This window comes from Hyphomicrobium sp. ghe19 (assembly GCF_902712875.1).
Classification (GTDB): Bacteria; Pseudomonadota; Alphaproteobacteria; order Rhizobiales; family Hyphomicrobiaceae; genus Hyphomicrobium_B.
Window position 1 is genome coordinate 3,195,088 of sequence record NZ_LR743509.1, and the last position, 21,896, is coordinate 3,216,983.

At 61.0% G+C, this 21,896-nt stretch carries 21 protein-coding genes; 5 read left to right on the plus strand and 16 right to left on the minus strand.

Annotated features, from left to right (window positions below):
- Positions 1 to 7: 7 nt before the first annotated feature.
- The 8 genes from AACL53_RS15230 to panB all read right to left on the minus strand — a co-directional run bounded on the left by AACL53_RS15230 (position 8) and on the right by panB (position 7,085).
- The gene (locus tag AACL53_RS15230) at positions 8 to 223 is read right to left on the minus strand and encodes a cold-shock protein (RefSeq protein ID WP_013948788.1); all 216 of its coding nucleotides are present in this window, start codon (positions 221 to 223) and stop codon (positions 8 to 10) included.
- A gap of 240 nt (positions 224 to 463) precedes the next feature.
- On the minus strand, positions 464 to 1,306 hold the full coding sequence (rlmJ, locus tag AACL53_RS15235; protein ID WP_339085376.1) for a 23S rRNA (adenine(2030)-N(6))-methyltransferase RlmJ: 843 nt from the start codon (positions 1,304 to 1,306) through the stop codon (positions 464 to 466).
- Between the two features lie 57 nt (positions 1,307 to 1,363).
- On the minus strand, positions 1,364 to 1,810 hold the full coding sequence (locus tag AACL53_RS15240) for a DNA polymerase III subunit chi (RefSeq protein WP_339085377.1): 447 nt from the start codon (positions 1,808 to 1,810) through the stop codon (positions 1,364 to 1,366).
- 184 nt (positions 1,811 to 1,994) lie between these two features.
- Complete coding sequence (locus AACL53_RS15245; protein ID WP_339085378.1) at positions 1,995 to 2,255, minus strand: hypothetical protein; 261 nt, start codon at positions 2,253 to 2,255, stop codon at positions 1,995 to 1,997.
- A 139-nt stretch (positions 2,256 to 2,394) separates the two neighbouring features.
- Entirely contained in the window at positions 2,395 to 3,804 is a 1,410-nt protein-coding gene (gene der, locus AACL53_RS15250; protein WP_339085379.1) for a ribosome biogenesis GTPase Der, read from the minus strand.
- An 88-nt stretch (positions 3,805 to 3,892) separates the two neighbouring features.
- Positions 3,893 to 5,245, minus strand: a complete 1,353-nt coding sequence (locus AACL53_RS15255) for a PQQ-binding-like beta-propeller repeat protein (RefSeq protein ID WP_339085380.1) — start codon at positions 5,243 to 5,245, stop codon at positions 3,893 to 3,895.
- A gap of 24 nt (positions 5,246 to 5,269) precedes the next feature.
- Entirely contained in the window at positions 5,270 to 6,049 is a 780-nt protein-coding gene (locus AACL53_RS15260; RefSeq protein ID WP_339085381.1) for a tetratricopeptide repeat protein, read from the minus strand.
- Between the two features lie 154 nt (positions 6,050 to 6,203).
- Entirely contained in the window at positions 6,204 to 7,085 is an 882-nt protein-coding gene (gene panB, locus AACL53_RS15265) for a 3-methyl-2-oxobutanoate hydroxymethyltransferase (RefSeq protein WP_339085382.1), read from the minus strand.
- A 373-nt stretch (positions 7,086 to 7,458) separates the two neighbouring features.
- Between panB and AACL53_RS15270 the strand changes: the two genes are divergently transcribed.
- The 3 genes from AACL53_RS15270 to AACL53_RS15280 all read left to right on the plus strand — a co-directional run bounded on the left by AACL53_RS15270 (position 7,459) and on the right by AACL53_RS15280 (position 11,103).
- Positions 7,459 to 9,174, plus strand: coding sequence for a L,D-transpeptidase family protein (locus tag AACL53_RS15270; RefSeq protein ID WP_339085383.1), 1,716 nt, complete (start codon positions 7,459 to 7,461; stop codon positions 9,172 to 9,174).
- A 169-nt stretch (positions 9,175 to 9,343) separates the two neighbouring features.
- Positions 9,344 to 10,477 carry a sialidase family protein gene (locus tag AACL53_RS15275; RefSeq protein ID WP_339085384.1) on the plus strand — a complete coding sequence of 378 codons (1,134 nt, stop codon included), beginning with the start codon at positions 9,344 to 9,346 and terminating at the stop codon, positions 10,475 to 10,477.
- Positions 10,474 to 11,103 carry a hypothetical protein gene (locus AACL53_RS15280; protein ID WP_339085385.1) on the plus strand — a complete coding sequence of 210 codons (630 nt, stop codon included), beginning with the start codon at positions 10,474 to 10,476 and terminating at the stop codon, positions 11,101 to 11,103. Before AACL53_RS15275 ends, AACL53_RS15280 begins: the two co-directional genes overlap by 4 nt.
- On the opposite strand, the gene AACL53_RS15285 is transcribed toward AACL53_RS15280, so the two are convergent.
- From AACL53_RS15285 to AACL53_RS15305, 5 genes are all read right to left on the minus strand, one after another.
- Positions 11,100 to 11,696, minus strand: a complete 597-nt coding sequence (locus tag AACL53_RS15285; RefSeq protein WP_339085386.1) for an NnrU family protein — start codon at positions 11,694 to 11,696, stop codon at positions 11,100 to 11,102. The genes AACL53_RS15280 and AACL53_RS15285 overlap by 4 nt on opposite strands.
- 72 nt (positions 11,697 to 11,768) lie before the next feature.
- On the minus strand, positions 11,769 to 12,707 hold the full coding sequence (locus tag AACL53_RS15290) for a 50S ribosomal protein L11 methyltransferase (protein WP_339085387.1): 939 nt from the start codon (positions 12,705 to 12,707) through the stop codon (positions 11,769 to 11,771).
- Between the two features lies 1 nt (position 12,708).
- Positions 12,709 to 13,518, minus strand: coding sequence for an RNA methyltransferase (locus tag AACL53_RS15295; protein WP_339085388.1), 810 nt, complete (start codon positions 13,516 to 13,518; stop codon positions 12,709 to 12,711).
- Positions 13,515 to 14,459: a class I SAM-dependent methyltransferase gene (locus AACL53_RS15300; protein ID WP_339085389.1), complete on the minus strand. Its 945-nt coding sequence runs from the start codon at positions 14,457 to 14,459 to the stop codon at positions 13,515 to 13,517. Before AACL53_RS15300 ends, AACL53_RS15295 begins: the two co-directional genes overlap by 4 nt.
- Before the next feature lie 151 nt (positions 14,460 to 14,610).
- Positions 14,611 to 15,219, minus strand: a complete 609-nt coding sequence (locus AACL53_RS15305; RefSeq protein ID WP_339086957.1) for an FMN-dependent NADH-azoreductase — start codon at positions 15,217 to 15,219, stop codon at positions 14,611 to 14,613.
- A gap of 142 nt (positions 15,220 to 15,361) precedes the next feature.
- Here AACL53_RS15305 and AACL53_RS15310 point away from each other — a divergent pair, with 142 nt between their 5' ends.
- Both AACL53_RS15310 and AACL53_RS15315 read left to right on the plus strand, forming a co-directional pair.
- A complete protein-coding gene (locus AACL53_RS15310) occupies positions 15,362 to 15,793 on the plus strand; it encodes a helix-turn-helix domain-containing protein (protein WP_339085390.1) in 432 nt (143 codons plus the stop codon).
- A gap of 151 nt (positions 15,794 to 15,944) precedes the next feature.
- Entirely contained in the window at positions 15,945 to 16,271 is a 327-nt protein-coding gene (locus AACL53_RS15315) for a hypothetical protein (protein WP_339085391.1), read from the plus strand.
- A 45-nt stretch (positions 16,272 to 16,316) separates the two neighbouring features.
- Here the strand turns inward: AACL53_RS15315 and prfB are convergent.
- The 3 genes from prfB to AACL53_RS15330 form a co-directional block, all read right to left on the minus strand.
- Positions 16,317 to 17,451, minus strand: a protein-coding gene (prfB, locus tag AACL53_RS15320) for a peptide chain release factor 2 (protein WP_339085392.1) whose coding sequence is annotated in 2 segments (ribosomal slippage) — positions 16,317 to 17,381 and positions 17,383 to 17,451 — 1,134 coding nt in all. Because the reading frame shifts where the segments join, the coding sequence is not laid out codon by codon here.
- A gap of 128 nt (positions 17,452 to 17,579) precedes the next feature.
- Positions 17,580 to 20,162 (minus strand): penicillin-binding protein 1A, encoded by a 2,583-nt coding sequence (locus tag AACL53_RS15325; RefSeq protein ID WP_339085393.1) that lies wholly within the window; start codon positions 20,160 to 20,162, stop codon positions 17,580 to 17,582.
- A 164-nt stretch (positions 20,163 to 20,326) separates the two neighbouring features.
- On the minus strand, positions 20,327 to 21,562 hold the full coding sequence (locus AACL53_RS15330; RefSeq protein ID WP_339085394.1) for an N-acetylmuramoyl-L-alanine amidase: 1,236 nt from the start codon (positions 21,560 to 21,562) through the stop codon (positions 20,327 to 20,329).
- Between the last annotated feature and the right edge of the window lie 334 nt (positions 21,563 to 21,896).

A 21,896-nucleotide genomic window follows, 5' to 3' on the forward strand; every position in this document is an offset into this window, starting at 1 on the left:
AAGAACTTCAGCCTGCTCTTTGGAGATCGACGGCTTTCGGACCTTTGCCGCGTTTATCGGGCTCGGTCTCAAATGAAATTCGCATCCCCTCGTTGAGTTCACCAATTCCGGATCGCTCAACTGCGGTCACATGCACAAAAACGTCATTGCCCCCTGCATCCGGCTTGATGAAGCCGTAGCCCTTCTGGGAATTATAAAATTTAACAGTACCTGTCTGGCGCATACATCGTCTCCTGGCGGCCCGGCATTCGATGCAAGCTTGATCCAAGCTTCGCATGGACACCGCGGCGAGCCTCGGAGCCGAATGATCCCAAGCGCCTGCTGCCGGATCGCACTAACTCGCGCCGGACCCGTAGAACGCATCGGGAGCTACCGTGCCGCTGCCCGCCTTAGCGTGCGGCAATTTATCCTGTAAATACGGGCTCCTTGCAAGGTGAAATGCTGCACAGCAACTATATGACGGTTATTGAACGGCGCACCGTAGCTCGAAGTTCGAGCCGGAACCCTCCGCCAACAGATCTTTCAGAACCGGCAAAATCGCTTCGAGCTCTTCTCTGAGCCGGTACGGCGGATTGATCACGAGAACGCCGGACGCAGTCAGGCCAAGTCCCGCAAAAGACTTCGAGACTGCCAGTCGGACGTCGAGAAATTTGAGCCCGTCCCGCGAGGTGGCAGTCGCCACGAAGCGGTCCGCTGCCGCTTCATCCTTGAGCGGATACCAGATCGCGTAGGTGCCCGACGCAAAGCGCGTCATGGCCTCGCCGACGGCCGTCGCCAGGTCCGCAAATTCGCTTCTCGCCTCGAAGGGCGGATCGATCAGCACGAGCCCGCGCCGTTCTTTCGGCGGCAGCAGCGACTTCACGGCGTGGCGGGCATCGATGTTGAGAACCGTGGTCGCCTTGAAGCGACGCAACTCCTCCTTGAGCCTCGCAAAATCCGCGACGTTCAATTCGTTCGCGATCAGCACGTCGTCGGCACGCATAAGGTGCCGGGCGATCAGGGGGCTTCCCGGATAATAGCGAAGCTCATCGCCGTTGATCGCGCGGATGCATTCGAGATAGGGCGCCACCAATTCCGCAACGGCCGGTGGGAACTCGGCGTCGATGAGGCGGGCGATGCCGTCGCGCCATTCGCCCGTCTTGCTCGCTTCCGTTCCTGCGAGATCGTAGCGCCCGGAGCCTGCATGCGTGTCGATCACGCGAAACGGCCGTGGCTTCTGCTTCATGTACGTCAGGATGCGCGTCAGGACGATGTGCTTCAGGACGTCGGCGAAATTTCCGGCGTGATAGTCATGGTGGTAATTCATGGTGCAGCGATCGAGTTCGGTGTGAGCGACAGACCGCAATGGCGCGGGCCGACTGCGTCAGGCTTTCTGTTCCCATCGCCCGGTTTCAGACTGCTGCCAATACGTGACGGCGCAGCCTGCAGCTTTGGCGGCCTTCCATTGGGCACGTGCGATGGCGACGGAATCCGGATCATGTCCATCGAAAACGTAGACAAAGCGTTCGGCTCCCTTGAACTCGCTCGCTTCGGCGCCATCGACGAGGAAGCGTACACCCGCGCCGTTCGGCGTCTCGTCGGTCAACGTCAGATAGACCGGCTGTTCGCTCGCATGACCGATGCGCGCCGTGCCGTGCGGCAAAAAACTGTCGTCGGTGTAGGTCCACAGCGCCTGGTCGAGCGCCTCCAACCGTTCCTCGTTGCCGACCTGGACGACGGCACGCCAGCCGCGCGCGAGCGTCTTCTCGAGGAGGCTCGGTAGAACGCGGTCGAGCGTTTGCTGCTCAAGATGGTAGAAAAAGACGTCCATCCCGCTTGCATGGCGCACTGGGCGCCGGAACGCAACAATTTGCGGGCAGGTCTTGAACCGAGGCGCGGAGCACCCATCTAACGCTGTCCGGAGCGGCGCCAGTTCAATCGGCTGACGCCCGTGCGGGCGGTGAGCATGCGGCCTATGCCGTTCGCTCCCGCCCGCTGCGATCTTCTTTCAGATTTTATTTCTTGAGATATTTCGCGGGGACTTCGCCCGCGTCGATCAGGGCCGTCACGCAGTTATGCGTCAGGCCTTTTCTGTTGCTTTCAATGCACCGCCGCAATTCGACACTTTCAGGCGAATATTGAGCGCAGAAATTCTGATAGTCTCCCGCGCAAGCCTGTCTGACTTTCGCGGTGTAGGCAGCAGCAGCCACGCCGGCGAAAAGTGCAGTGCCAGCTGCCAAAACAACTGACATCAGCGCCGCATCAAACTTTCTCATTCGTCGATCCTCGAAGTTTCGTGGTTGGCATCCTCTACGCAAACGCATCCGATTCGAAAATTAACTTTTTTCGACTCTGCGAGCACGAGGTTTTGCTCGCACGGCATCAATTTGCCGGACGGATGTTGCGCAGATCTGTCTACCGCTTCTCGGGAGCGAAGGGGTTCTCGCTCTTGCGGAGATGGAAGCGAACGGGAACACCGGGAAGATCGAACGTCTCTCGCAGAGAGTTCGTCAGGTACTTCACGTATGACTGCGGCAATGCTTCCGCGCGCTGCGAGAAGGCGACGAACGTCGGTGGACGCGTCGACAGCTGCGTGACGTAGCGGATCTTGATGCGCCGCCCATGCACCGCCGGCGGCGAGTGGCGGCTCAGCGCCCCTTCGAGCCAGCGATTGAGATGCGCCGTCGAAACACGGCGATTCCAGGTTTCGTATGTTTTGGCGATCGCCGACATCAGATGATCGAGGCCGCTCTCGGAACGTGCCGAGATCGCGATAAGCGGAACTCCTGGAACCTGAGCCAGGCTTTCGGCGACACGGGCCTTCAGCTCGCGCAACGTCTTCTGTTTTTCGGGAACGAGATCCCATTTGTTGATCGCAACGACGAGCGCGCGTCCTTCCTCGACGACGCGGTGGCCGATCGTCAGATCCTGATGCTCGAAGGGCCTCTCGGCGTCGATCAGGAGCACGACGACCTCGGCAAACCGGATGGAGCGGACCGCGTCGCTTGCCGACAGCTTCTCTGCCGTTTCGGTGATCTTGGCTTTGCGGCGAAGCCCCGCCGTATCGAAGAGCCGGATCGCCTGACCTTTGTATTCGAAATCGCTCGAGACGCTGTCGCGGGTCAGCCCGGGTTCGGGGCCCGTGATCATCCGGTCTTCGCCGAGAAGCGCGTTCACCAGTGTCGACTTCCCGGCGTTCGGGCGGCCGACGATCGCGACGCGAATGCGCTTTTCGCGCTCCGGCTCTTGCGCCGGCTTCTCGTCCGCCACTGCGGCGTCGCCTCGGCGTCTTCTCGCTGTTGTTGGTGCCGCCTTCAGTCCGAGCGCCGCCAGAACATCGTCCGAGAGATCTGCGATGCCTTCACCGTGCTCAGCCGAGATTGCAATCGGCGAGCCGAGGCCCAGCGAAAACGCATCGAGCACGCCATCGGTGCCTTTGTGGCCTTCGGCTTTGTTCGCGACGAGGACGACGGGCTTTCCCGACTGGCGGGCGATACGGGCAAATTCCTTGTCGGAGCCGGTAACGCCGGCGCGCGCGTCGATAACGAAAAGGATGAGATCAGCCGTGGCGATTGCCTGCTCGGACTGTTTGCGCATGCGGTCTGCAATCGAACCGCGCTGCGCCTCTTCGAGGCCCGCAGTGTCGACGAGGCGAATTTCGGTTCCGAAGATGTCAGCGACGCCATCGCGGCGGTCGCGCGTCAAGCCCGGCAGATCGGAAACGAGCGCGGCGCGCGTTCCAGTCAGGCGGTTGAACAGGGTCGACTTGCCAACGTTGGGACGGCCTACGATTGCAACGACGGGAGTTTGAGCGGGGCGATTCAAAAGGGAGCCAAAAAGAAACTGATTGCTGGGGGGGCGCTGCCTTTCCGCACGCGAGCGGAGAGCCAACGCTGATCTCCTAGCCCAATTCTCAGTTCAGGGCGATGAGTTTTGCCGAATCGGTCAAAACGAACATGCGACCCTGGGCCACGATCGGCGGAATATAGACCGTATCGCCGACGCTCATCTGGCCGCCGACCTTACCGGTTGCGGCGTCAACGCTCACGATATCGCCCTTACTCGACACCAGCCAGAGGGTTCCCGCGGCCATTACTGGGCCAGCATAGCTCTTTGCCGCGGGGAGCTGCGTCGTCCAGCGCGTTTTTCCATCCTTGCGGGTCAGCGCCATGAGACGCCCTCCCGTATCGACGACGTAAACCGCGTCGCCGACGACACAGGGCGGCTCGGAACCGGGAATGTTCGCAGACCACTGCCGGTCGCCTGTTTTGGCGTGAGTGGCGATCATTCGTCCGGCGTGGCCGATGGCGAAGACCGTGCCGTTATCGATCGCGGGCCGCGCGACATCGCTCATCGAGGCGATCTGCGAAGTCTGGCGGGTGCGGGACAGATTTTCGGTCCAGACGGTCGAGCCGTCCGACAACTTAAACGCCATGATGTCACCCGACGGGTACGGCACCACGACGACATCCTGGTCGACGGCGGGACTCGCAGACGTCATCAGGCTCGCGCTTTGCGGCAGTCCCCTGGCGGACCATATTTCCGCACCGTCAACGCCGTTCAAGCAATAGAACCTGCCGTCGATCGTGATGACGTACAGCCGGTCTCCAGACGCGGTCGGTGCCGCGCGCACGGGGACGTCGAGGTTTTTAGTCCAGATCGATTTGCCGGTCGCCGGATCGAGAGCGGCGACGACGCCATATCCGTTCGCGACGTAGAGGCGGCCGTTTTCGGCGGCGAGGCCGCCACCGTAGCCGCCGAGGCCGACGGTTGTGTCAGGCTTCGTCGAGATCTTGAAGACACTGCTGCCCGACAGCGAAAAGGCTGCAACGTTCGCTCCCGCGTCGAGCGTGTAAATGCGGCCATCGAATATGATCGGACTTGCGGTGACGCGGCCGGTCTTCGACGAGCCTTCCCCAGCGCTCGCACTCCACGTCTGACGTAGTGCACCGTTCAGCGCGAGATTGCCCGGTGCGTTACCCGGTTCGCCGCCCGGCTGCGCCCATGCATCGTTCGTGCGCGGCGACGGGATTGCGATCGGCGCGTTCGCATCGGCCAGGTTGGCGGAAATGCTTTCCGTCGTCTCGACGATGGGGATGCGCCGGCCGGGCAACGGCGTTTGCTTTTCCTTGAAGGGATTGAGGTCGCTCATCTTGGGAAGCGATGGACCGTCTCCCGCACAGCCGCCGAGCAATAGCGCAGCGACGAGCGCGAACAGCGATGACGCGCCGAAACGTGTCTGCGATCCCCCGTTGCCCAACCCCATTCTCCCCTCACCGCTTCGCGGCTTTTACTTCTTATCGGCCGCTCCGCCCGTGGCGGGCTGCGCTTCCGTCTTTGGTGGCTCGGCCGCCTTGGCTGGTTCGGCCGCCGCTGCCGGCGTCGTGGCCGGTGGCTCCTTCGCAGCAACTTCAGAGCCGGCTATGCCGGACATGATGACCTTGACGCGTTCCTGCGTATCGTCAGGAACGTTCGGATCGACGAGCAGAGGTTCGAGACTCTTACGCGCGTCATCGAACTTCTTGGCCTTGTATGCGGCTACCCCGAGCAACTCGCGGGCGCTGTTCGCGAACGGCGCGCCCTCGGCGATTAGAGGTGTCAGGCGATTCTGGATTTCGTCATAGTCCGCATCGGCCATGCGTAGGGAGGCTGCCTGCAGCTGTGCGAAGTTTTTCAACAGATCATCTGCGCCGGTCTGCTTCGCGAGCGAATCATAGGTTGCAACAGCATCGGCCGTCTTGCCCTCTTTAACCTGGGCTCCGGCCAGTTGCAGCTTTGCGAGGGCCGCGTAGCCGGCGGGGCCGCTTTCCGCGATCGCCTTGAAGGCTTTGTCCGCCTCGTCCTTCTTTTTCTGGTCGCTCAGGTTCTCGGCAGCCGCGAATTCGGCTCCGCCCGTCTCGGCGGCCGTAATCCGATGGTGTTCGAGCATTTGATAGCCCGCCACGCCGAGCACGACGAGCGCCGCAGCGCCCAGGAGCACGCCGTTGTAGCGCTTCCAGAGTTTATGCATCTGTTCGCGGCGGAGTTCTTCCTCGACCTCGCGGAGCAGACTGTCATTGTTGTCGGCCATTAACTCTTAAACCTCATTCAGTCGCCGGAGCTGAGGAGAATATCCTCACGATCAGCCCGGCTGGCGGGGCATAGATAGCGGAGCGTGCGCGCCGGGCAAGCCCTGGCCCGAAGTTTCCTTTGTGTAAGCGTGGCCGAACCCCCGCCCAATTAAGCTAAGTGGTCGGAGTCTTGGGCTTTTTCGTGGCCCGGACGGCGTCGACCGGCACCTCGGCCTCCGGGCTCTTAAGATTGTAAACGTGCTCTTGCGCGGGGAATGTCCGGGCGCGGACCTCTTCGGCATAGGAGGCTATCGCACGGTCGATGGCGGCTCCGATCGCGCCAAATTTCTTCACGAATTTCGGGACGTTCGGCGACAGACCGAGCATGTCTTCCATGACCAGGATTTGACCGTCGCACCCGGGCGACGCGCCAATGCCGACCGTCGGGATGGGAATGGCGTCGGTGATGCGTTCGGCGAGCGGAGCCGTCATGGCTTCAAGAACGACGGCGAAGGCTCCAGCCTTTGCGACCAGACGCGCGTCTTCTTCAATCGCTTGCCAGTCATCAACCGAGCGACCTTGCGTCTTGAATCCGCCCAGCACGTTCACGGACTGAGGCGTGAGGCCGATATGCGCCATCACCGGGATGCCGCGATCAACGAGAAAACGGATCGTTTCCGCCATGCTCCTGCCGCCTTCGAGTTTCACGGCGCCGCAATCAGTCTCCTTCATCACTTTCGCAGCGTTGCGAAACGCCACGGACGGACTTTCCTCGTAAGTGCCGAATGGCATGTCGACAACGACGAGCGCTTTTTTCGAGCCGCGCACGACAGCCTGGCCGTGCATGATCATCAATTCGAGCGGTACCGGCACGGTCGTCTCGAAGCCGTGCATCACCATGCCGAGGCTATCGCCCACGAGCAGGAAATCGCAGTGGTTATCGGCGATCGCTGCGGTGTGCGCGTGGTAGGCCGTTAGCGCAACGATTGGCTCGCCGCCTTTGCGGGCGGCGATATCCGGCGCCATGAGCCGGCGGCGCTTGACGTGAATGGACATTATACTCCGATCGGCGGTAACGCCGTGCATTCTAAGTGAGCCGTTGGACCGACGCGGGGCCTCGGGTCATACCCGTATCGGGCCAAAACACAGTTTACGAAACCTCGGGCTTTGTCGCCAGCATAGACGCCCGCTCAAAACCCGATCGTTTGGTAAATTTCTCCACTGACTATCCACAGTTAATGGCGCAATATCGCCGGAACCGTTGAATTAGCGCCACATCGCAACCCCCGAATCGTCGGCGGTGCGGCACTGTGGTTGCGCCTTCTGACTGGCCTCTGATAGCCAACTTATAGCGCAAGTTGAGGGTTAACCATCTGCCTGATGCTTGGCGCTCTGACGGGTGTGGTTCATTTCACGTCGGGTGGGACGCGTGCGTTGTTCGACCAAGTTCAAAGGCAGAGTTCCGCCGGCATCGCGCTCCATCGCGATTAGCGCCCTCATCTTGAGCATTTTCGGATTGAGCATGTTCGCCGGCCCGTCTGCGGTCGATGCAAAATCCAAATCCGGCGTTTTGAAATCAGCCAGCGAAGCTGCGATCATCACGCCGCCGACGTCTCCGCTTCTGGTCGTCGTTTCGCTCAGGCGGCAGAAGGTGCGCGTCTATGACGCGAACGGCGAAATCGCATCGTCTCGCATCTCATCGGGCCGTCCGGGCTTCAATACACCGACAGGCGTGTTCTCGATCCTCGAAAAGAATGTCTACCATACGAGCAACATCTATTCCGGCGCGTCGATGCCTTATCAGGAGCGCATCACATGGTCGGGCATAGCGTTTCATGCCGGTGACATTCCGGGCTTCCCCGCGTCGCACGGCTGCATTCGCCTTCCCTTTGCTTTCTCAAAGAAGCTTTACGGCCTCACCAAGCTTGGCACCCGCGTCGTCGTGACGTCTGAAGAAGTCGAACCGATTGCCTTCGACAGCCCAAAACTGTTCCAGCCACTTCCGGCCGACGAAGCGTCGGCGATGAAATCCGATCGGTCGAAGCCGGCTCAGCTCGCCGTGAACGACCAGCCGGACGACAGTTCGACGTCCGACGCTTTGCAAGAATTGCCGCTATTTATCGGCGTATCACCTGCGCTCATCAGAGCGGTCGCCGATATGCCGCGCGATCCGCAGCGCCGTCCGACGACGCGCGCCGAAGCCGATCAGATCATGCAGGAAAAGCTTGATCGCGCGCGAGTATCGATCAAGACCGCAGAGGCGGCACTTGCAACAGCGCAAGAACGGGCCACCGCCACTGCGAAGGAATTCGACGGTTCAAGCCAACGGTACGAAATGGCGCGGCGTGCGGTGGAGCCGATCCGCGAAAACCTCAAGGCTGCAGAAGCGCGCCAGCAGGACGCTATGAAGGCATTCGCGGCGTACATGTCGGGTGCGACCACAACGCTGCAGTTAGCATCTGCCGATGCGAACATCTCCATCGATCGCGAAACTGCGCTCGAGGAGGCGTTGCTCGATCTGACGATCGAAGCCGATCGGGCGCGAGCCCAAGCAGCGCAAGGTGAGATGAGCTTCGCGGAAGTGCAGGCGGGCTATTCCGCTGCACAGACGGGTCGCGATACGGCGGCGGACGTGCTGCGCGATGCGCAATCGGATCTTGCGTCGGCGCAGGCCGCGCTCTCTGACGCCAACAAGGAAATGCGGCTCAGGTCCAAACCGGTTTCGGTTCTGGTCAGTCTTCGCGCCAAGCGGCTCTATATCCGCCAGGGGATCGATCCGCTTCTCGAGGCGCCGATCACGGTCGCACCTCTGCCGCACAAGGTCGGAACGCACGTGTTCACCGCCATGCGGTACAGCTCCGATCCCAACACCTTCGATTGGAGACTGGTCAGCGCCCAAACGCCGCTTGCCGGACAGCCGTTCGAAGAGGGCAAGAAAAAGCGCAACAGGACGGCGCTGGCGCAAGGACGCGCGCTCAACGTGCAAATGGCGACCGAAGCGCTCAGCGCATTCACGATCCCGGACGATATTCTTGCGACGATTACAGAGCTCGCACGCCCGGGGTCGTCGCTGATCGTTTCCGACGGCGAACTGCCGCTCAACGAAAACGGAAACGGCACGGAATTCGTCGTGCTGACGCGATAACCACACCTCCGCGGGTGTTTTACGAACCCGCGACGGCATTCGAGTTCAATATCGTTTCAGTGTCGTTGAACGGGGGGCTCGATAGAGCTATACCCCCGGACACGAACACTCCGGCGGGGACACAATTTTGCTGAAAAATGCCGGAATCAGGGCCCTTGTAACGTGGGCAATGCTTCTTTGCTCGTCCGGTCTCATCGCCCTACTGCTCAACAAGATGTCGCCGCGAAGCGAGCCGTGGACGTTCGCGGTCAACGTTCCCGAAACGCCGATGCGTGGGCCTATCGAAACCCAAGCCGAAATCATCACACCGGCGGACCAGAAAAAATTCGTCCACGGGGCATCGGTCATCGCCACCCCAGACGGACTTCTCGCGACTTGGTATAGCGCGACCTACGAAGGGGCCGTCGATGGCGAACTCGTTTCATCGCGCTTCGACGGTTCGCACTGGTCGCCGAACGCCGTCGTCACGACAAGCACCCGCGTCAGCCATGACTTCGGCATCACGATCAAATCGGTTGCCAACCCGGTTTCTTTCCGGCGCTCCGCGAACGAGATATGGCTTTTCTTCGCAGCTTCCAGGCTCAGCGGCTGGGCGACTTGCGAGATTGGACTGATACGCAGCTTCGACAACGGGCAGACCTGGGGCCCGGCTGAGCGGCTTTATGCGTCACCCTTCTTGAACATGTCGCATCTGACGAAATCGGTTCCGATACTGTTTTCCGACGGCCGGGTTGGCCTGCCCGCGTATCACGAGATGAACCGGAAATATCCGGTCTTGCTCGTGCTCGACCAAAGCGGGCGCGTCGTTGACCGGCGGCGTATGGGGCATGGCGGAAAGGTCGGATATCAGCCGTCCATCGTGCCGACGGGGCCGTCGACGGCTATCGCCTTCGTGCGGCGGCTGAGGCACCCCAAAAGCATCCTGATAACCCGAACGGCGGATGGCGGCCAGACTTGGACGCCACCGGCGCCCATCGATCTTCCGAACCCCGGCGGACCGATATCGGCTATACGATACGACGCGTCCCACATCCTCATGGCGTTCAATGACGATCCTGAGATCGAGCGCAACATCACGCTCGCGCTCACCGATCTCGAGGGGAAAACGTATCAACGTGTCGGCGTCGTCGCGCAGATGGATCTCGGGATCAAGAAGAGCACAGTGACGTACCCGTATCTTATCGCGTCCGCGCCGGGCCAGTTCGATGTCGTCTATTCGCGACCGATAAAATCCATCAATCACGTCCGGTTTTCGAGTGCCTGGGTGCAACAGGGCGCGCAACCTCCGGCGGCTGGGCAATGACGATGACCCTCGATTTTTTGCTGAACAGGTCGAGCGCCGTTTTGATAATTTTCGCCCTGTCTGCGGCGGCAGCGGGCTTCGTCACCAAATCTCCGGCGTGGCGCACCGCTTCCGGGATTGCGGGCGTCGTCGCCGCTTTCTTCATCGCGATTTCGACGCGATCTCTTCTCGAGTGGACCGCATCGGCGGTGGAGCGCCCGTCGCCCCCGGGACTTCTGCTGCTCGTCGTTCTGGCGATTGCGGCAATCATGAACCGGCGGCCCACAGCATCAGCCGAATTCCGCTTCGGAACGCTGATGCTCGCCGTTCTGGGCCTTGTCCTCTATCCGGCGGCCGTAGGCTTTCTCAATTACGACAGCTACGTGCTCGGCTATAGCGGATATCTGCTGCCGATCGCGATTGCTGTCATACTCGCCTACGCCATTTACCGGGGGTATTTCATCACGGCGTTGGCGATCAATGCGGCGATCATCGCGTTTCTGGCGGGCGCGGGACAAAGCCTCAATCTCTGGGACTATGTCGTCGATCCGGTCGCCTGGATCATCGCGACCGCAACGTGGATTGCGATCGCCATTCGATTTCTCATCGTGCGAGCCAGCACAAAAAAGGTATTGGCCCCGGCTTAGGCTGAAAGACCCGGTATCGGCGCAACACCGATCAGCCACTGATGCCCGACCAGCAGTATCCATGCATAAAGCGCCAGCCCGACGACGATGACGAGAACGTCATTGAGCGCACTGGCTGGAGCCGCGGTTCCGAGCGGTCCCGCAGCGCCCCGCTTCTTCACCGAGATGCGGTCGAAAACCGCGAACGCCAGGAAGGACCCGAAAAGCAGAAGCGAGGCGAGATCGCCATTCGCGAGCAGGTGCGCGAGCGCCCAGATCTTGATCGCAATGAGCATCGGATGGCGCGTCGCGGTGCGGATCCGCGATGGGATGATCGACGCTACGAGCAGGATCATTGCCGGTAGCATCAAGGCCACGGCGAGGTGGCGCGTCCAGACCGGCGGTTCCCACAGAATGGGATTTTTCCCCGGATGGAGCTGCAGCTTGTGGAAGCCGAGCACGATGACAACGAGCCCCGCGAGCGACAACAGCGCGAAGAGGGTTTTATACGGCCCCTCGCCGATGCGCTCCTTCAGGCCGTCGCGAAGTTCGGGTTGCGTGGGAATGAGATGAACGCCCAGAAATAAAATCAATCCGACGATCAAGACCATCATGGCGTGCGCTCTCCCTCAAATTGGCTCGCCCGCATAGCATCAAAAAAGGGCCAGCACCAATCGCGGCGGCGGTCAGGGGATATAGCCTTTGTCGAGTTCGAGCGCCTGGCGCGCGATGACCTTGCCTTCCGGGTTTTTATGAACGGCGGTCCAGCCCAGGTCGGTGCCGCCTTCTTCGGACGAACTCGAGCGCAGATCTATCGAGACGACATCGCTCGGGCGGGCGTCGATCGGCGCGAGCAGCGGGAAGTACAGTTGCTCCCAATGCGTGCGAGGCGACAAAGGCCCCGTCGAAAATCCGATGCCGGGGACCAGCTCGACTTTCCACCACGTCGCAAAGCCGTAGATCTTCGCCGGACGCGGAAGACGCCACTCGGCATCGCCGCGCCGTTTCGATTTCGTTTCGGTCGTCAGGTCGACCTCATCCCACACCATCGCGCTTCTGCAACCGTCGAGAATTTCGTGCGGCTGCAGATGGCGGACGTAGGCGTTGTTCAGCGACATCGTCTGCGCGATGGCGAGATCGAGGCCGTGGCCGACGCGTTCCCAAGCCCGAAGCTCTTCATCGATGCGCGGTGTCACCACCGGGGCGACGTACTGAATTAATCCATCGGGAATGATGTGGCCGCCCGGTTTCAGGAAGCGTTGGCGCGCGTCGGCGAGCGTCGCGATGATATTCTCTTCGAGGGCGTAGTTGCCGAGCGTTTCCGAGACGATGACGTCGACTGCGAGCTTGTCCTGAAACTCTGTCGAGTGGCTCGGGATCAGATGGCAGCGCTTCGCCTTGTTCGCCTTCAGCACAGCCGCCGCGACGCCCGCGACCTCTGCGGTCTCGAACAGAAAAACTTCGCGGGCTCCGAGCTTCGACGCCATCAGGCCGAGCAGGCCAGTGCCTGCGCCGATATCGGCGACGACCGATTTGCCGGGCACAATCACAGCCTTCAGCGCCGCGAAGAACGCTTCGTTGCGAACCTGATCGGCGATCAGCGTGCGATGATATTCGATGCGCATATCAGAGCTTCAAATATGGGCCGCGGATCTGATAGAGCATCAGTGCGGTCGCGATGGCGAGATTGAGGGAATCAAGATCGCCGGCCATGGGGATCTTGACGAGGTTCGTGCAGGAGGCTGCTGCCCCCGGAGAGAGACCCGGCCCTTCGCCGCCCATCACCACCAGCACCGGATTCTTGTATTCGACTTTGCGGAAATCCTCGCGCGCATCAAGGTGTGTCCCTATCACGTCGCCCGGCCAAGACCGCGCCAACGTTACGAATGTCTCTTGATCCATCTTGACGACGGGGACGGCAAAGATGGAGCCCATCGTCGCGCGGATCGTTTCCGTGGCATACGGGTCGCATGTCGTGCCGACGAGAATGACGCCCGAACAGCCGACCGCATCCGCTGTCCGGATAATCGTGCCGAGGTTGCCGGGGTCGCGCACTTCCTCGAGCGCCAGCCACGTCTCTTGGCCAAGTTTGGCGGGATCGGGGGGGCCGACAAAACGCTGACGGTAGACGCCGAGCAGCGTTTGCGGATTGTCCTTCGACGCAAGCTTGCCGAGCACGGCTTCGGAGACTTCGAGCACTTCCGCGCCCGCATCGAGCGCGTGCCGGACAAGGCCGCGTGCGATACCGCTCGTCGCGGTGCCCGTTTGGTAGACGAGCGTTTCCGGCACGAAGCCGTTGTCGCGTGCCGTCACAAGCAGCGACGTGCCTTCGGCGACGAACAGGCCCGTTTCCTTGCGGACCTTGCGCATGTCGAGCGCGCGGATGGCTTTGATCCGGTCGTTCGTCAGGCTGGTGATGATCTTCGGCTCGTTCATGCGTTCTGTTTCCAGCGCACGAAGAGCGACGTTGGCACGAGGGGCCCGGCTTGCGATCGGATCGCCAATTCACCGCTGTCGAATTCGCCGCCACGTCCGTTCAATCGTTCGCGCATCAGCTGATCAAAGGCGAGCGACGATGCGCGGATGGCGTAGATCGTCAGCACCATCGCGGCGTTTTGCGGCGCGAGGAGCTTCGCTAGATCGCCGAGAAGCGCGGGCAGGTTCTGGAAGAGATCCCAGATTTCGCCTTCGGGGCCGCGCCCGAACTTCGGCGGGTCGACGATGATCATGTGGTAGGTCTTGCCGCGACGGACATCGCGCGCGGCGAACTTGGCAGCGTCATCGAGGAGCCAGCGAATTTTCGCGGCACCGAGCTTGGACGCTTCCTGGTTTTCCTTGCCCCACTGGACGGCTTTCTTCGACGCATCGACGTGCGTGACCTCGGCTCCGGCTTCGGCGGCGAGAAGCGAAGCTGCGCCCGTGTAGCCGAAGAGATTGAGGACGCGGGGCGTCTCCCCTTTCACGCTCGCCAAGTGGTCGAGCATCCAGCGCCAATGCGGTTCCTGCTCGGGGAAGAGCCCGAGGTGCCAAAGGCCTGCGAGCTTGCAGAGCATCGTGACGCTGTGCTTGTCGGCGCCTTTTGCATTTTCCGATTTTGCCGAGCGCGGCAATGCGAGCCTTACGGGCCAAGCGTCGGGTACCGGCTTGTCGATCCGCCACTTGCCTTTCTCGTCGTCCTCGCCGGACGCGGAAAAGACGGCGTTCCCTTTGGCCCACTCGGATTTGCCGAGTTTCGGTTGCCAGAGCGCTTGCGGCTCTGGGCGGTCGACGACGATCTTGCCGAAGCGCTCGAGCTTCCGCCCCAGCCCGCTATCGAGCAGTGCGTAATCGGGAAATCCGTCGGACGTGATGAGGTGCAGGTTATGGAGCGGTGACATCGGAGGCGGTTTTCGAAGGAAACATCGGACCGCGCTTTAACACGAATGTCGCTTATGTCGAGAAATCAAACCTGATGGCCGGGTCTCAGCCGCGGGCTCAGGCGGAGATCAAGGAGATCTCCGCCCTTTGCATTCATCATGCTGCCAGGGATCACGCTGCCAGGCTGGCGATGGTCGCTTGGGCGGCCTCAATGGACTTGGCCCGCTGATCGGGACCGAGGGCCAAGCCTTCGGCGCGGATGAACGTCACGTCGGTAATTCCGAAGAAGCCGAAGATGTTGCGCAGGTAGGTTTCCTGGTGATCGAGGAACGCAATCGGCGTTTGCGGCCCGTAGAAGCCGCCACGCGACGAGGCGATAATCACTTTCTTGCCGCCTGCCAGGCCTTCGGCGCCCTTGTCCGTGTAGCGGAAGGTTTTGCCCGCGACCGCGAGCCGGTCGATCCAGGCTTTCAGCTGGCTTGGAATGGCGAAGTTGTACATCGGAGCGCCGACCACGACGATGTCGGCCGCCAGGAACTCTTCGAGGGCCGCTTGGCCGGCCGCGACATCCTGACGAAGCGGCAGCGCGCTGTCGGCGCCGCCCTGGGCGGCTGCAAGGTGGGCGCCCGAGAGATGCCCGACTGGCTCGCGGCCCAGGTCGCGGTAGACGACTTCAAGGCCCTGATGCAGCCGCTGCTCGGCGGCGACGATCTCTGCCGAGAGCTGGCGGCTTACCGAACCCGGGCCGAGAATGCTCGAATCGACATGCAAAAGTCTCATGGGCAAAAGCTTCATGGGATGTATCTCCCTCCAATGGTTTAGCGAAGACCGGGAGCGATGGTTGACATGCGCCCCAGCCAGTCACATTTTGTGACCAACGCTAAAATGTTCACTGGCGGAAACCGCGCAAGGAGGCACTTTTTTGGAAGTCCGTATCAAAGAAGGTACCGAGAATTGCCGTGCCGTCGCGGACGTGCTGGCCCGGATCGGCGACAAATGGACGGTCTACGTGGTCCAGCTCTTGTCGAACGGGCCGATGCGTTTCAACGAGCTCCGCCGGTCCGTCGGAAGCATTTCGCAGCGGATGCTCACGCTGACGCTTCGGGGCTTGGAACGCGATGGGCTCGTCACGCGGACCGTCTATCCGACGATCCCGCCACGCGTTGATTACGAGCTGACCGAACTCGGCCGAACCCTCATCTGCATTCTGGTGCCGCTCGGTCAGTGGGCTATCGCAAATCGGGGAACAGTCGAGCAGGCGCGAGAACAATTCGATGCTCGGGCCGAGAACAACAGCGCGACAAAGACCGCGATCAAACGACGGCTGCCGGGCCTTTGGCGTAGCGCTTCCTGACGATGCGCCACGCGCATAACGCATACATTGTTAGAGTAGTATCAATGCAACACAGTTTCAAAAACAACGAGTTGGCCTAGATCCGTCCGCAAATTGCAGATAGCCGGAAACACTAGGGTGCGCGTTACGTGACGATGCTGGAGGGTTCTTAATGCGATTTGATCGAGGTATTGCGGCCGCGGTCTTTCTGTCGATGATCTTGTCCGCCGCCGGAGCCCAAGCTTTCGAAACGACATCGATTGGCGGGACGAATGCGGATGGCTCGGCGCGTTATCAGGACCCGGACGAGGCGTCCGCGCTTCTGTCGCCGTTCGGCTCCGGCTCTACGCAATCGAGCACAGATACCAGTTCTAACTGGCGCGGCTCTCTCGGCGCGGGCGTCGGCTCCGGGTCTGCTTTCGGATTTACGTCGTCGCAGAACTCGTCGAACGAGCCGAGCACGCCTTTCAACACGCCGCTACTGCGCGAACGCAACTAATAGCGAAGAGCGCGATACGTTGAGTAGCCGCGCCAATCGCGGCGGCTACTCGAGATCTTCGACCGTGACGGCTTCTCCGCCGCCCTTGATGCGTTGTGACAGAGCCGCTTCGATAAATTGATCGATATCGCCGTCGAGAACTTCATCCGGGTTCGTCGACTGGGCGCCGGTCCGCAAGTCCTTCACGAGCTGATACGGCTGCAGGACATACGACCTGATCTGATGTCCCCAGCCGATGTCCGTCTTCGCGGCCTGCTCGGCGTTGGCCTTGGCTTCGCGCCTCTTCAGCTCCATCTCGTACAAGCGAGCCTTGAGGCGCTTGAACGCGATGTCCTTGTTCTGATGCTGCGAACGCTGTTCCTGCGCAAAGATGACGATGCCCGACGGCCTATGGACGAGGCGGACGGCCGATTCCGTTCTGTTGACGTGCTGACCGCCGGCGCCGGACGAACGCGCAAATGAAATGTCGACGTCCGCCGGATTGACGTCAATGTCGATCGTGTCGTCGATCACCGGATAGACCGTGACGGACGCGAAGCTCGTGTGGCGGCGCGCGTTGGAATCGAACGGCGAGATACGAACGAGGCGGTGCACGCCCGCTTCCGTCTTCAGCCAGCCGTAAGCGTTTTCGCCTTCGATCTCGAACGTCGCGGATTTGATGCCCGCTTCTTCGCCGAGGCTTTCGTCGATCAGCTTCACCTTGTAGCCGCGCCGTTCGGCCCAGCGGACGTACATGCGTGCGAGCTTCGACGCCCAGTCCTGGCTTTCGGTGCCCCCCGCACCGGCGTGCACTTCGATGTAAGTGTTCATCGCGTCGGCTTCGCCCGACAGCATCGCTTCGATCGACCGGCGCTGCGCCTCGTGATCGATGCGCTTCAGCGCGGTTTCGCCTTCGGCGACGCTGTCGCCGTCGTTCTCGGTCTCTCCGAGCTCGATAAGAAACAGCGCATCTTCGTAGTCGCGTTGGAGGCGCTTGAACTCAGACACGGATCGCTCGAGCGATTGCCGCTGGCGCATGACCTTCTGAGCGTTCTTCGCGTCAGTCCAGAGATTGGGGTCTTCAGCTTTCGCGTTCAGCGAGGCGAGACGGTCTTCGGCCGTCTCCCAGTCAAAGAGACCTCCTCAGGAGGGCAAACGCCTCCTGGATGCCATCGGAAAGTTTTTGCGCTTCAGCGCGCATAGCGGCCTCCGGGACCGGCTCGCGCCGGCGAACAGTGATGGATCAAAAAAACAGGTGCGGACCTATAGAGATGTGCGGCGACGCTGTAAACGATCGCGGACGCTGCGCGGCAATCGGCGCAACGTTAATTACCACATCCCATTCGGGGAAAGCGTTCCGCTATCCGGCCGGGAGGGCGGCGGCGCGGGGCGCGCCATCCGATCTCCGAAGGGCGGTGGCGGAGGCGGCGGGGGCGAAGCGTCGGCCGTTGCGTTTGCGATGCCGATCATCGCGTAAGCGTCGTCCGGTTCTTCGTCGGGCTTGAACGCTTCCATGATGGAACTCGGGTCGTCGGCCGAGGCTCGTAATCCCGTCTTCGGATTGATGCGCACGAACTTGATGCCGGGCGGCACGCGGAACGGTGCGGCAGGCGTTGCCCCCAGCGCGTCCTGCACGAATTCGCCAAACATCGGCGCGGCGATGGCGCCGCCCGTGTTGCCTTTTCCGAGCGGCTTCGGTGTGTCGTAGCCGACGAAAACGCCGACGACCATCGTGGGCGTATAGCCGAGGAACCACACATCCTTTTCTTCGTTGGTCGTGCCGGTCTTGCCCGCAACCGGACGATTGAGAGATTTCAGAACCGTTGCCGTACCGCGCTGCACGACGCCTTCGAGGATACTCGTCATTTGATATGCAGTGTGCGGATCGATGATCTGACGACGGCCATCGACGAGTTCCGGTTCGGGCTGTCCCGCCCACCGATCGGCCATGCAGCCCATGCACTGGCGCTCGTCATGTCGCCAGATAGTGCGGCCGTAGCGATCCTGAATCCGGTCGATCAGGGTCGAGGTGACTTCCTTGCCGCCATTCGCCAGCATGCAATAGGCCGTCGCCATGCGGAGGAGCGTGGTCTCGCCTGCGCCGAGCGACATGGAGAGCACCGGCAGAAGATCGTCGTAGATGCCGAAGCGTCTCGCGTACTCGGTGATGACGGGCATGCCGAGATCTTGCGCGAGACGCGCGGTCATCTGGTTGCGCGAGCGCTCTATACCGAAGCGTAGTGTTTCTGGGCCCGTGGTCGAATTCGTCTCGTAGTTCTTGGGCCGCCAGACATCCTGGCCGGCGCCCTGATCGATTTCGATCGGCGCGTCCAGAATGATCGATGTCGGCTTATAGCCGTTGTCGATTGCCGAGGCATAGACGAAGGGCTTGAAAGCGGATCCAGGCTGGCGCTTCGCTTGAATGACCCGGTCGAACTGGCTCATGTCGTAGGAGAAGCCGCCTGCGACGGCGAGGACGCGCCCGGTGTAGGGGTCCATCGCGACGAGGCCGCCGCCGACCTCCGGAATTTGCATCAGCGACCAGGCACCCTGGATGTTGGCGGCATCCTTGGGAGCAACATAGACCACGTCACCGGGCTTCAAGATATCGGCAGTCGATTTGGCGTCGATCTTCTTGGCGCCGGGACGCTTGGCCGCCCATTTCATCTCGTCGAGCGAGACCTCGACCGCCTCGCGGTCTTTGACGAGCGTCGCATCCTGCTGGCGCGCCGGCTTGAAGCCGATGATGGCCTTTGTCTTTTGGGTTTCCAGCACGACGCCGAGGCGCCATGGCTGAATATCTGACGGGCTCGGAATCTTGCCGAGCGCGATACCCCAGTCGCCTGAAATATCGATGTGGGAGACGGGCCCGCGCCAACCTTGCGTGCGGTCGAACTTCGCGAGGCCGTTGATCAGGGCCTTCTTGGCATACTGCTGCAGTTGCGGATCAAGCGTCGTGCGGACGGACAAGCCGCCACCGTAAAGCTTATCCTCGCCGTACTTTGCGAGAAGCGAGCGGCGCACTTCCTCGGCGAAAAATTCGGCCGTCGAGATATGCACCGCGTTGGGGCGCAGGTTGACGAGGAGCGGCTTCTTTCGGGCGGCTTCGGCTTCTTCCCGGGTTATGTAGCCGTTTTCGGCCATCTGCCCGATGATCCAATTCCGCCGCTCGGTTGCTTTTTCCTTCTGGCGGAACGGGTGGTAATTGTTCGGAGCCTTGGGAAGCGCAGCGAGGTAAGCGGCTTCCTCGATATCGAGGTCTTTCAGCTCTTTGTTGAAATAGGTGAGCGCGGCGGCGCCGACGCCATACGAGTTCATTCCGAGGAAGATCTCGTTCAGATAAAGTTCGAGGATGCGATCCTTCGAATATGCGCCCTCGATGCGGACCGCGAGGATCGCCTCCTTGATTTTGCGCTCGATCGACCGCTCGTTGGTCAGCAGGAAGTTCTTTGCGACCTGCTGCGTGATCGTGGACGCGCCCTGGGCCCGCTTGTTGGAGCCGTGGACCTTGGATTCGACGGCGGCGTAGACGGCGCGCAGAATGCCCTGAAGGTCGACGCCGCCGTGCTCGTAGAACCGGCGGTCCTCGGCCGAGAGGAAGGCACCCAGAACGCGCTTCGGGACCGTGTTGATCGGAACGAAGATGCGCCGCTCGCGGGCAAACTCCGATATCAGCGATCCGTCATGGGCGTGGATGCGCGTCATGACCGGGGGCTCGTATTTGGACAAGCTCTCGTAATCGGGCAGATCGCGCGAGGCCTGCCAGATCAAGAACCCAGCGCCAGCAGAGCCCGCGATGAATATCAGTACGAAGGTTCCAAATGCGAACCCAAGGAAGTTGAGCAGCAGACTCCGCCGCCGCTTTTTTCTTCTCTTAGGCGCCGTTGGTGGCGGCAGCGTTGGCGCGCGCATCAAATTCGTGATTCCGTCAGTCTGGCGCTGGCTTAGTTTTTTCGATCGATCGCGGGCCTACGTCTATTGCCGCACCGCAACAATGACAATACCCTCAGAGGCTGCGCACATTAGCACGGAATGTGGCAGCACGTCGTCCGTAGCCTATATGCCGACCCATTGCCTCACGGCTGCGAGGCCGTTCTCTTGTTGAAGTAAATTTGCACCGCCTCAGTGATGGCCACTGATACCCTCGATTGCCAATCGGCTGTCAACATTTGCTGTTCATCCGTCTGGTTGCTGAGATAGCCCAATTCAATGAGCACTGACGGCGCGTGCGTTTGTTTCAGCACCTTGAACGCCGCGGACCGGCGGGGAATGCGCGACATTGCAATCGTTTTGCCCAATCGCTTCGCCAAGACCTGCGAAAAATCCGCGGAGAAATTAGAAGTCTCTCTTTTGAGCAGATCTATCAGAATGTTTTTGACCTGATCGCCGCCGCCACGATCGAAGTTTTCGATACCGGCGATGAGATCTGACGCGTTCTCTTTTTCGGCCATGATGCGCGCCTGCTCGTCGGACGCCTGTCCCGAGAGCGTATAAATTGTCGCGCCGCGGATCGTGTCCTTCGCGGTTTTCTCCTCGATTGAATCGGCGTGGAGCGAAATGAACAGGTCGGCGGCGTTATCGGCGGAAAACTTGAGCCGATGATCGAGCGAGACGAACACGTCGTCGGCGCGGGTCATTTTGACTTCGTAAAGGCCCGTTTTCGTGAGCGCCTCCTTCAGTTGAGCCGCGACGGCGAGCACGATGGTCTTTTCGGTCACGTTGTTCGCGCCTATGGCGCCGGGATCGATGCCGCCATGTCCAGGGTCGATCACGATGACCGGCTTGCTGTGGGGCTTGCGCTTTACTTCGGAATTTTCGGGCGTGGTGGGCTCCGCATCCGGCTCGTAGGCTGCGGAATGGGTCATCACTCCCGTCCCCGCACCGAATGATTTCGCATCGATCGGCATCAGAGCGATCGCAAGCTTAACGGCGGACGTGCCCTTAAGCCTCGACATGGTGGCTGAGTTGATCTTCACCGGCCCCTTGGTGTCGATGACGATCCGCGATTTGTTCTGAGCGAACTGGCCGTAGCGGAATGCGGAAACGAGTCCTGCCCCTTTTTGACCGGCCGATGGGTCGAGGCGGAACGAAAGATCCGGCAAATCGAGGACGACGCGGTAGGGATTGGCGAGGGTGAAGACTTGGGCGGTCAGCCCCTCGCTCATCGTCAATTCGAAGATCGTAGACCGCCCCGTGACAGTCAGATGCGCATCCAGCGCCTCGGCCGCATACGCCGACATGCCGGCAAGCGTCCACAGTACTGCCAGCGCCGCCGCGAGGGCGTTCCGCAAAAGTTCTACCGGGTGGCGCATCGCCGAATTGCTCTCCCTCGTCACCCCAATCGCCTCGTCCCCGGCTTATCGTTAAAGCTTTGTTTTCATTCGTATTATAAAATGCTCATTGACACTGCCCGGGGACGTTTCGGCTCTAGGTTTATAGCACTTGCCAGGGCGGGGGCGACCTCGTACAGTTTGAATTGTATTCGGTGGCGTTCGAGACACACGCCTAGATGGTGTTTGTCGAATGGACGCTTGCGAAACCTGATCGGCCTGCTGCGGGGATAAAAAACTCTGCTTTCCCAGGTAATTAGGTGAGCACGGATGACACCTGCTCGAGGCTAGCGTACGTAAGTATCACGTCGCTCAG

What these genes read in the sequence shown, in the direction of transcription:
- AACL53_RS15285 (WP_339085386.1), bottom strand. Translation starts at nt 11,696, where the DNA reads ATGATGGTCTTGATCGTCGGATTGATTTTATTTCTGGGCGTTCATCTC.
- AACL53_RS15260 (WP_339085381.1), bottom strand. Translation starts at nt 6,049, where the DNA reads ATGGCCGACAACAATGACAGTCTGCTCCGCGAGGTCGAGGAAGAACTC.
- AACL53_RS15325 (WP_339085393.1), bottom strand. Translation starts at nt 20,162, where the DNA reads ATGCGCGCGCCAACGCTGCCGCCACCAACGGCGCCTAAGAGAAGAAAA.
- AACL53_RS15305 (WP_339086957.1), bottom strand. Translation starts at nt 15,219, where the DNA reads ATGAGACTTTTGCATGTCGATTCGAGCATTCTCGGCCCGGGTTCGGTA.
- AACL53_RS15275 (WP_339085384.1), top strand. Translation starts at nt 9,344, where the DNA reads ATGCTTCTTTGCTCGTCCGGTCTCATCGCCCTACTGCTCAACAAGATG.
- AACL53_RS15280 (WP_339085385.1), top strand. Translation starts at nt 10,474, where the DNA reads ATGACGATGACCCTCGATTTTTTGCTGAACAGGTCGAGCGCCGTTTTG.
- AACL53_RS15230 (WP_013948788.1), bottom strand. Translation starts at nt 223, where the DNA reads ATGCGCCAGACAGGTACTGTTAAATTTTATAATTCCCAGAAGGGCTAC.
- AACL53_RS15315 (WP_339085391.1), top strand. Translation starts at nt 15,945, where the DNA reads ATGCGATTTGATCGAGGTATTGCGGCCGCGGTCTTTCTGTCGATGATC.
- AACL53_RS15290 (WP_339085387.1), bottom strand. Translation starts at nt 12,707, where the DNA reads ATGCGCATCGAATATCATCGCACGCTGATCGCCGATCAGGTTCGCAAC.
- AACL53_RS15330 (WP_339085394.1), bottom strand. Translation starts at nt 21,562, where the DNA reads ATGCGCCACCCGGTAGAACTTTTGCGGAACGCCCTCGCGGCGGCGCTG.
- AACL53_RS15245 (WP_339085378.1), bottom strand. Translation starts at nt 2,255, where the DNA reads ATGAGAAAGTTTGATGCGGCGCTGATGTCAGTTGTTTTGGCAGCTGGC.
- AACL53_RS15240 (WP_339085377.1), bottom strand. Translation starts at nt 1,810, where the DNA reads ATGGACGTCTTTTTCTACCATCTTGAGCAGCAAACGCTCGACCGCGTT.
- rlmJ (WP_339085376.1), bottom strand. Translation starts at nt 1,306, where the DNA reads ATGAATTACCACCATGACTATCACGCCGGAAATTTCGCCGACGTCCTG.
- AACL53_RS15255 (WP_339085380.1), bottom strand. Translation starts at nt 5,245, where the DNA reads ATGGGGTTGGGCAACGGGGGATCGCAGACACGTTTCGGCGCGTCATCG.
- AACL53_RS15295 (WP_339085388.1), bottom strand. Translation starts at nt 13,518, where the DNA reads ATGAACGAGCCGAAGATCATCACCAGCCTGACGAACGACCGGATCAAA.
- panB (WP_339085382.1), bottom strand. Translation starts at nt 7,085, where the DNA reads ATGTCCATTCACGTCAAGCGCCGCCGGCTCATGGCGCCGGATATCGCC.
- AACL53_RS15300 (WP_339085389.1), bottom strand. Translation starts at nt 14,459, where the DNA reads ATGTCACCGCTCCATAACCTGCACCTCATCACGTCCGACGGATTTCCC.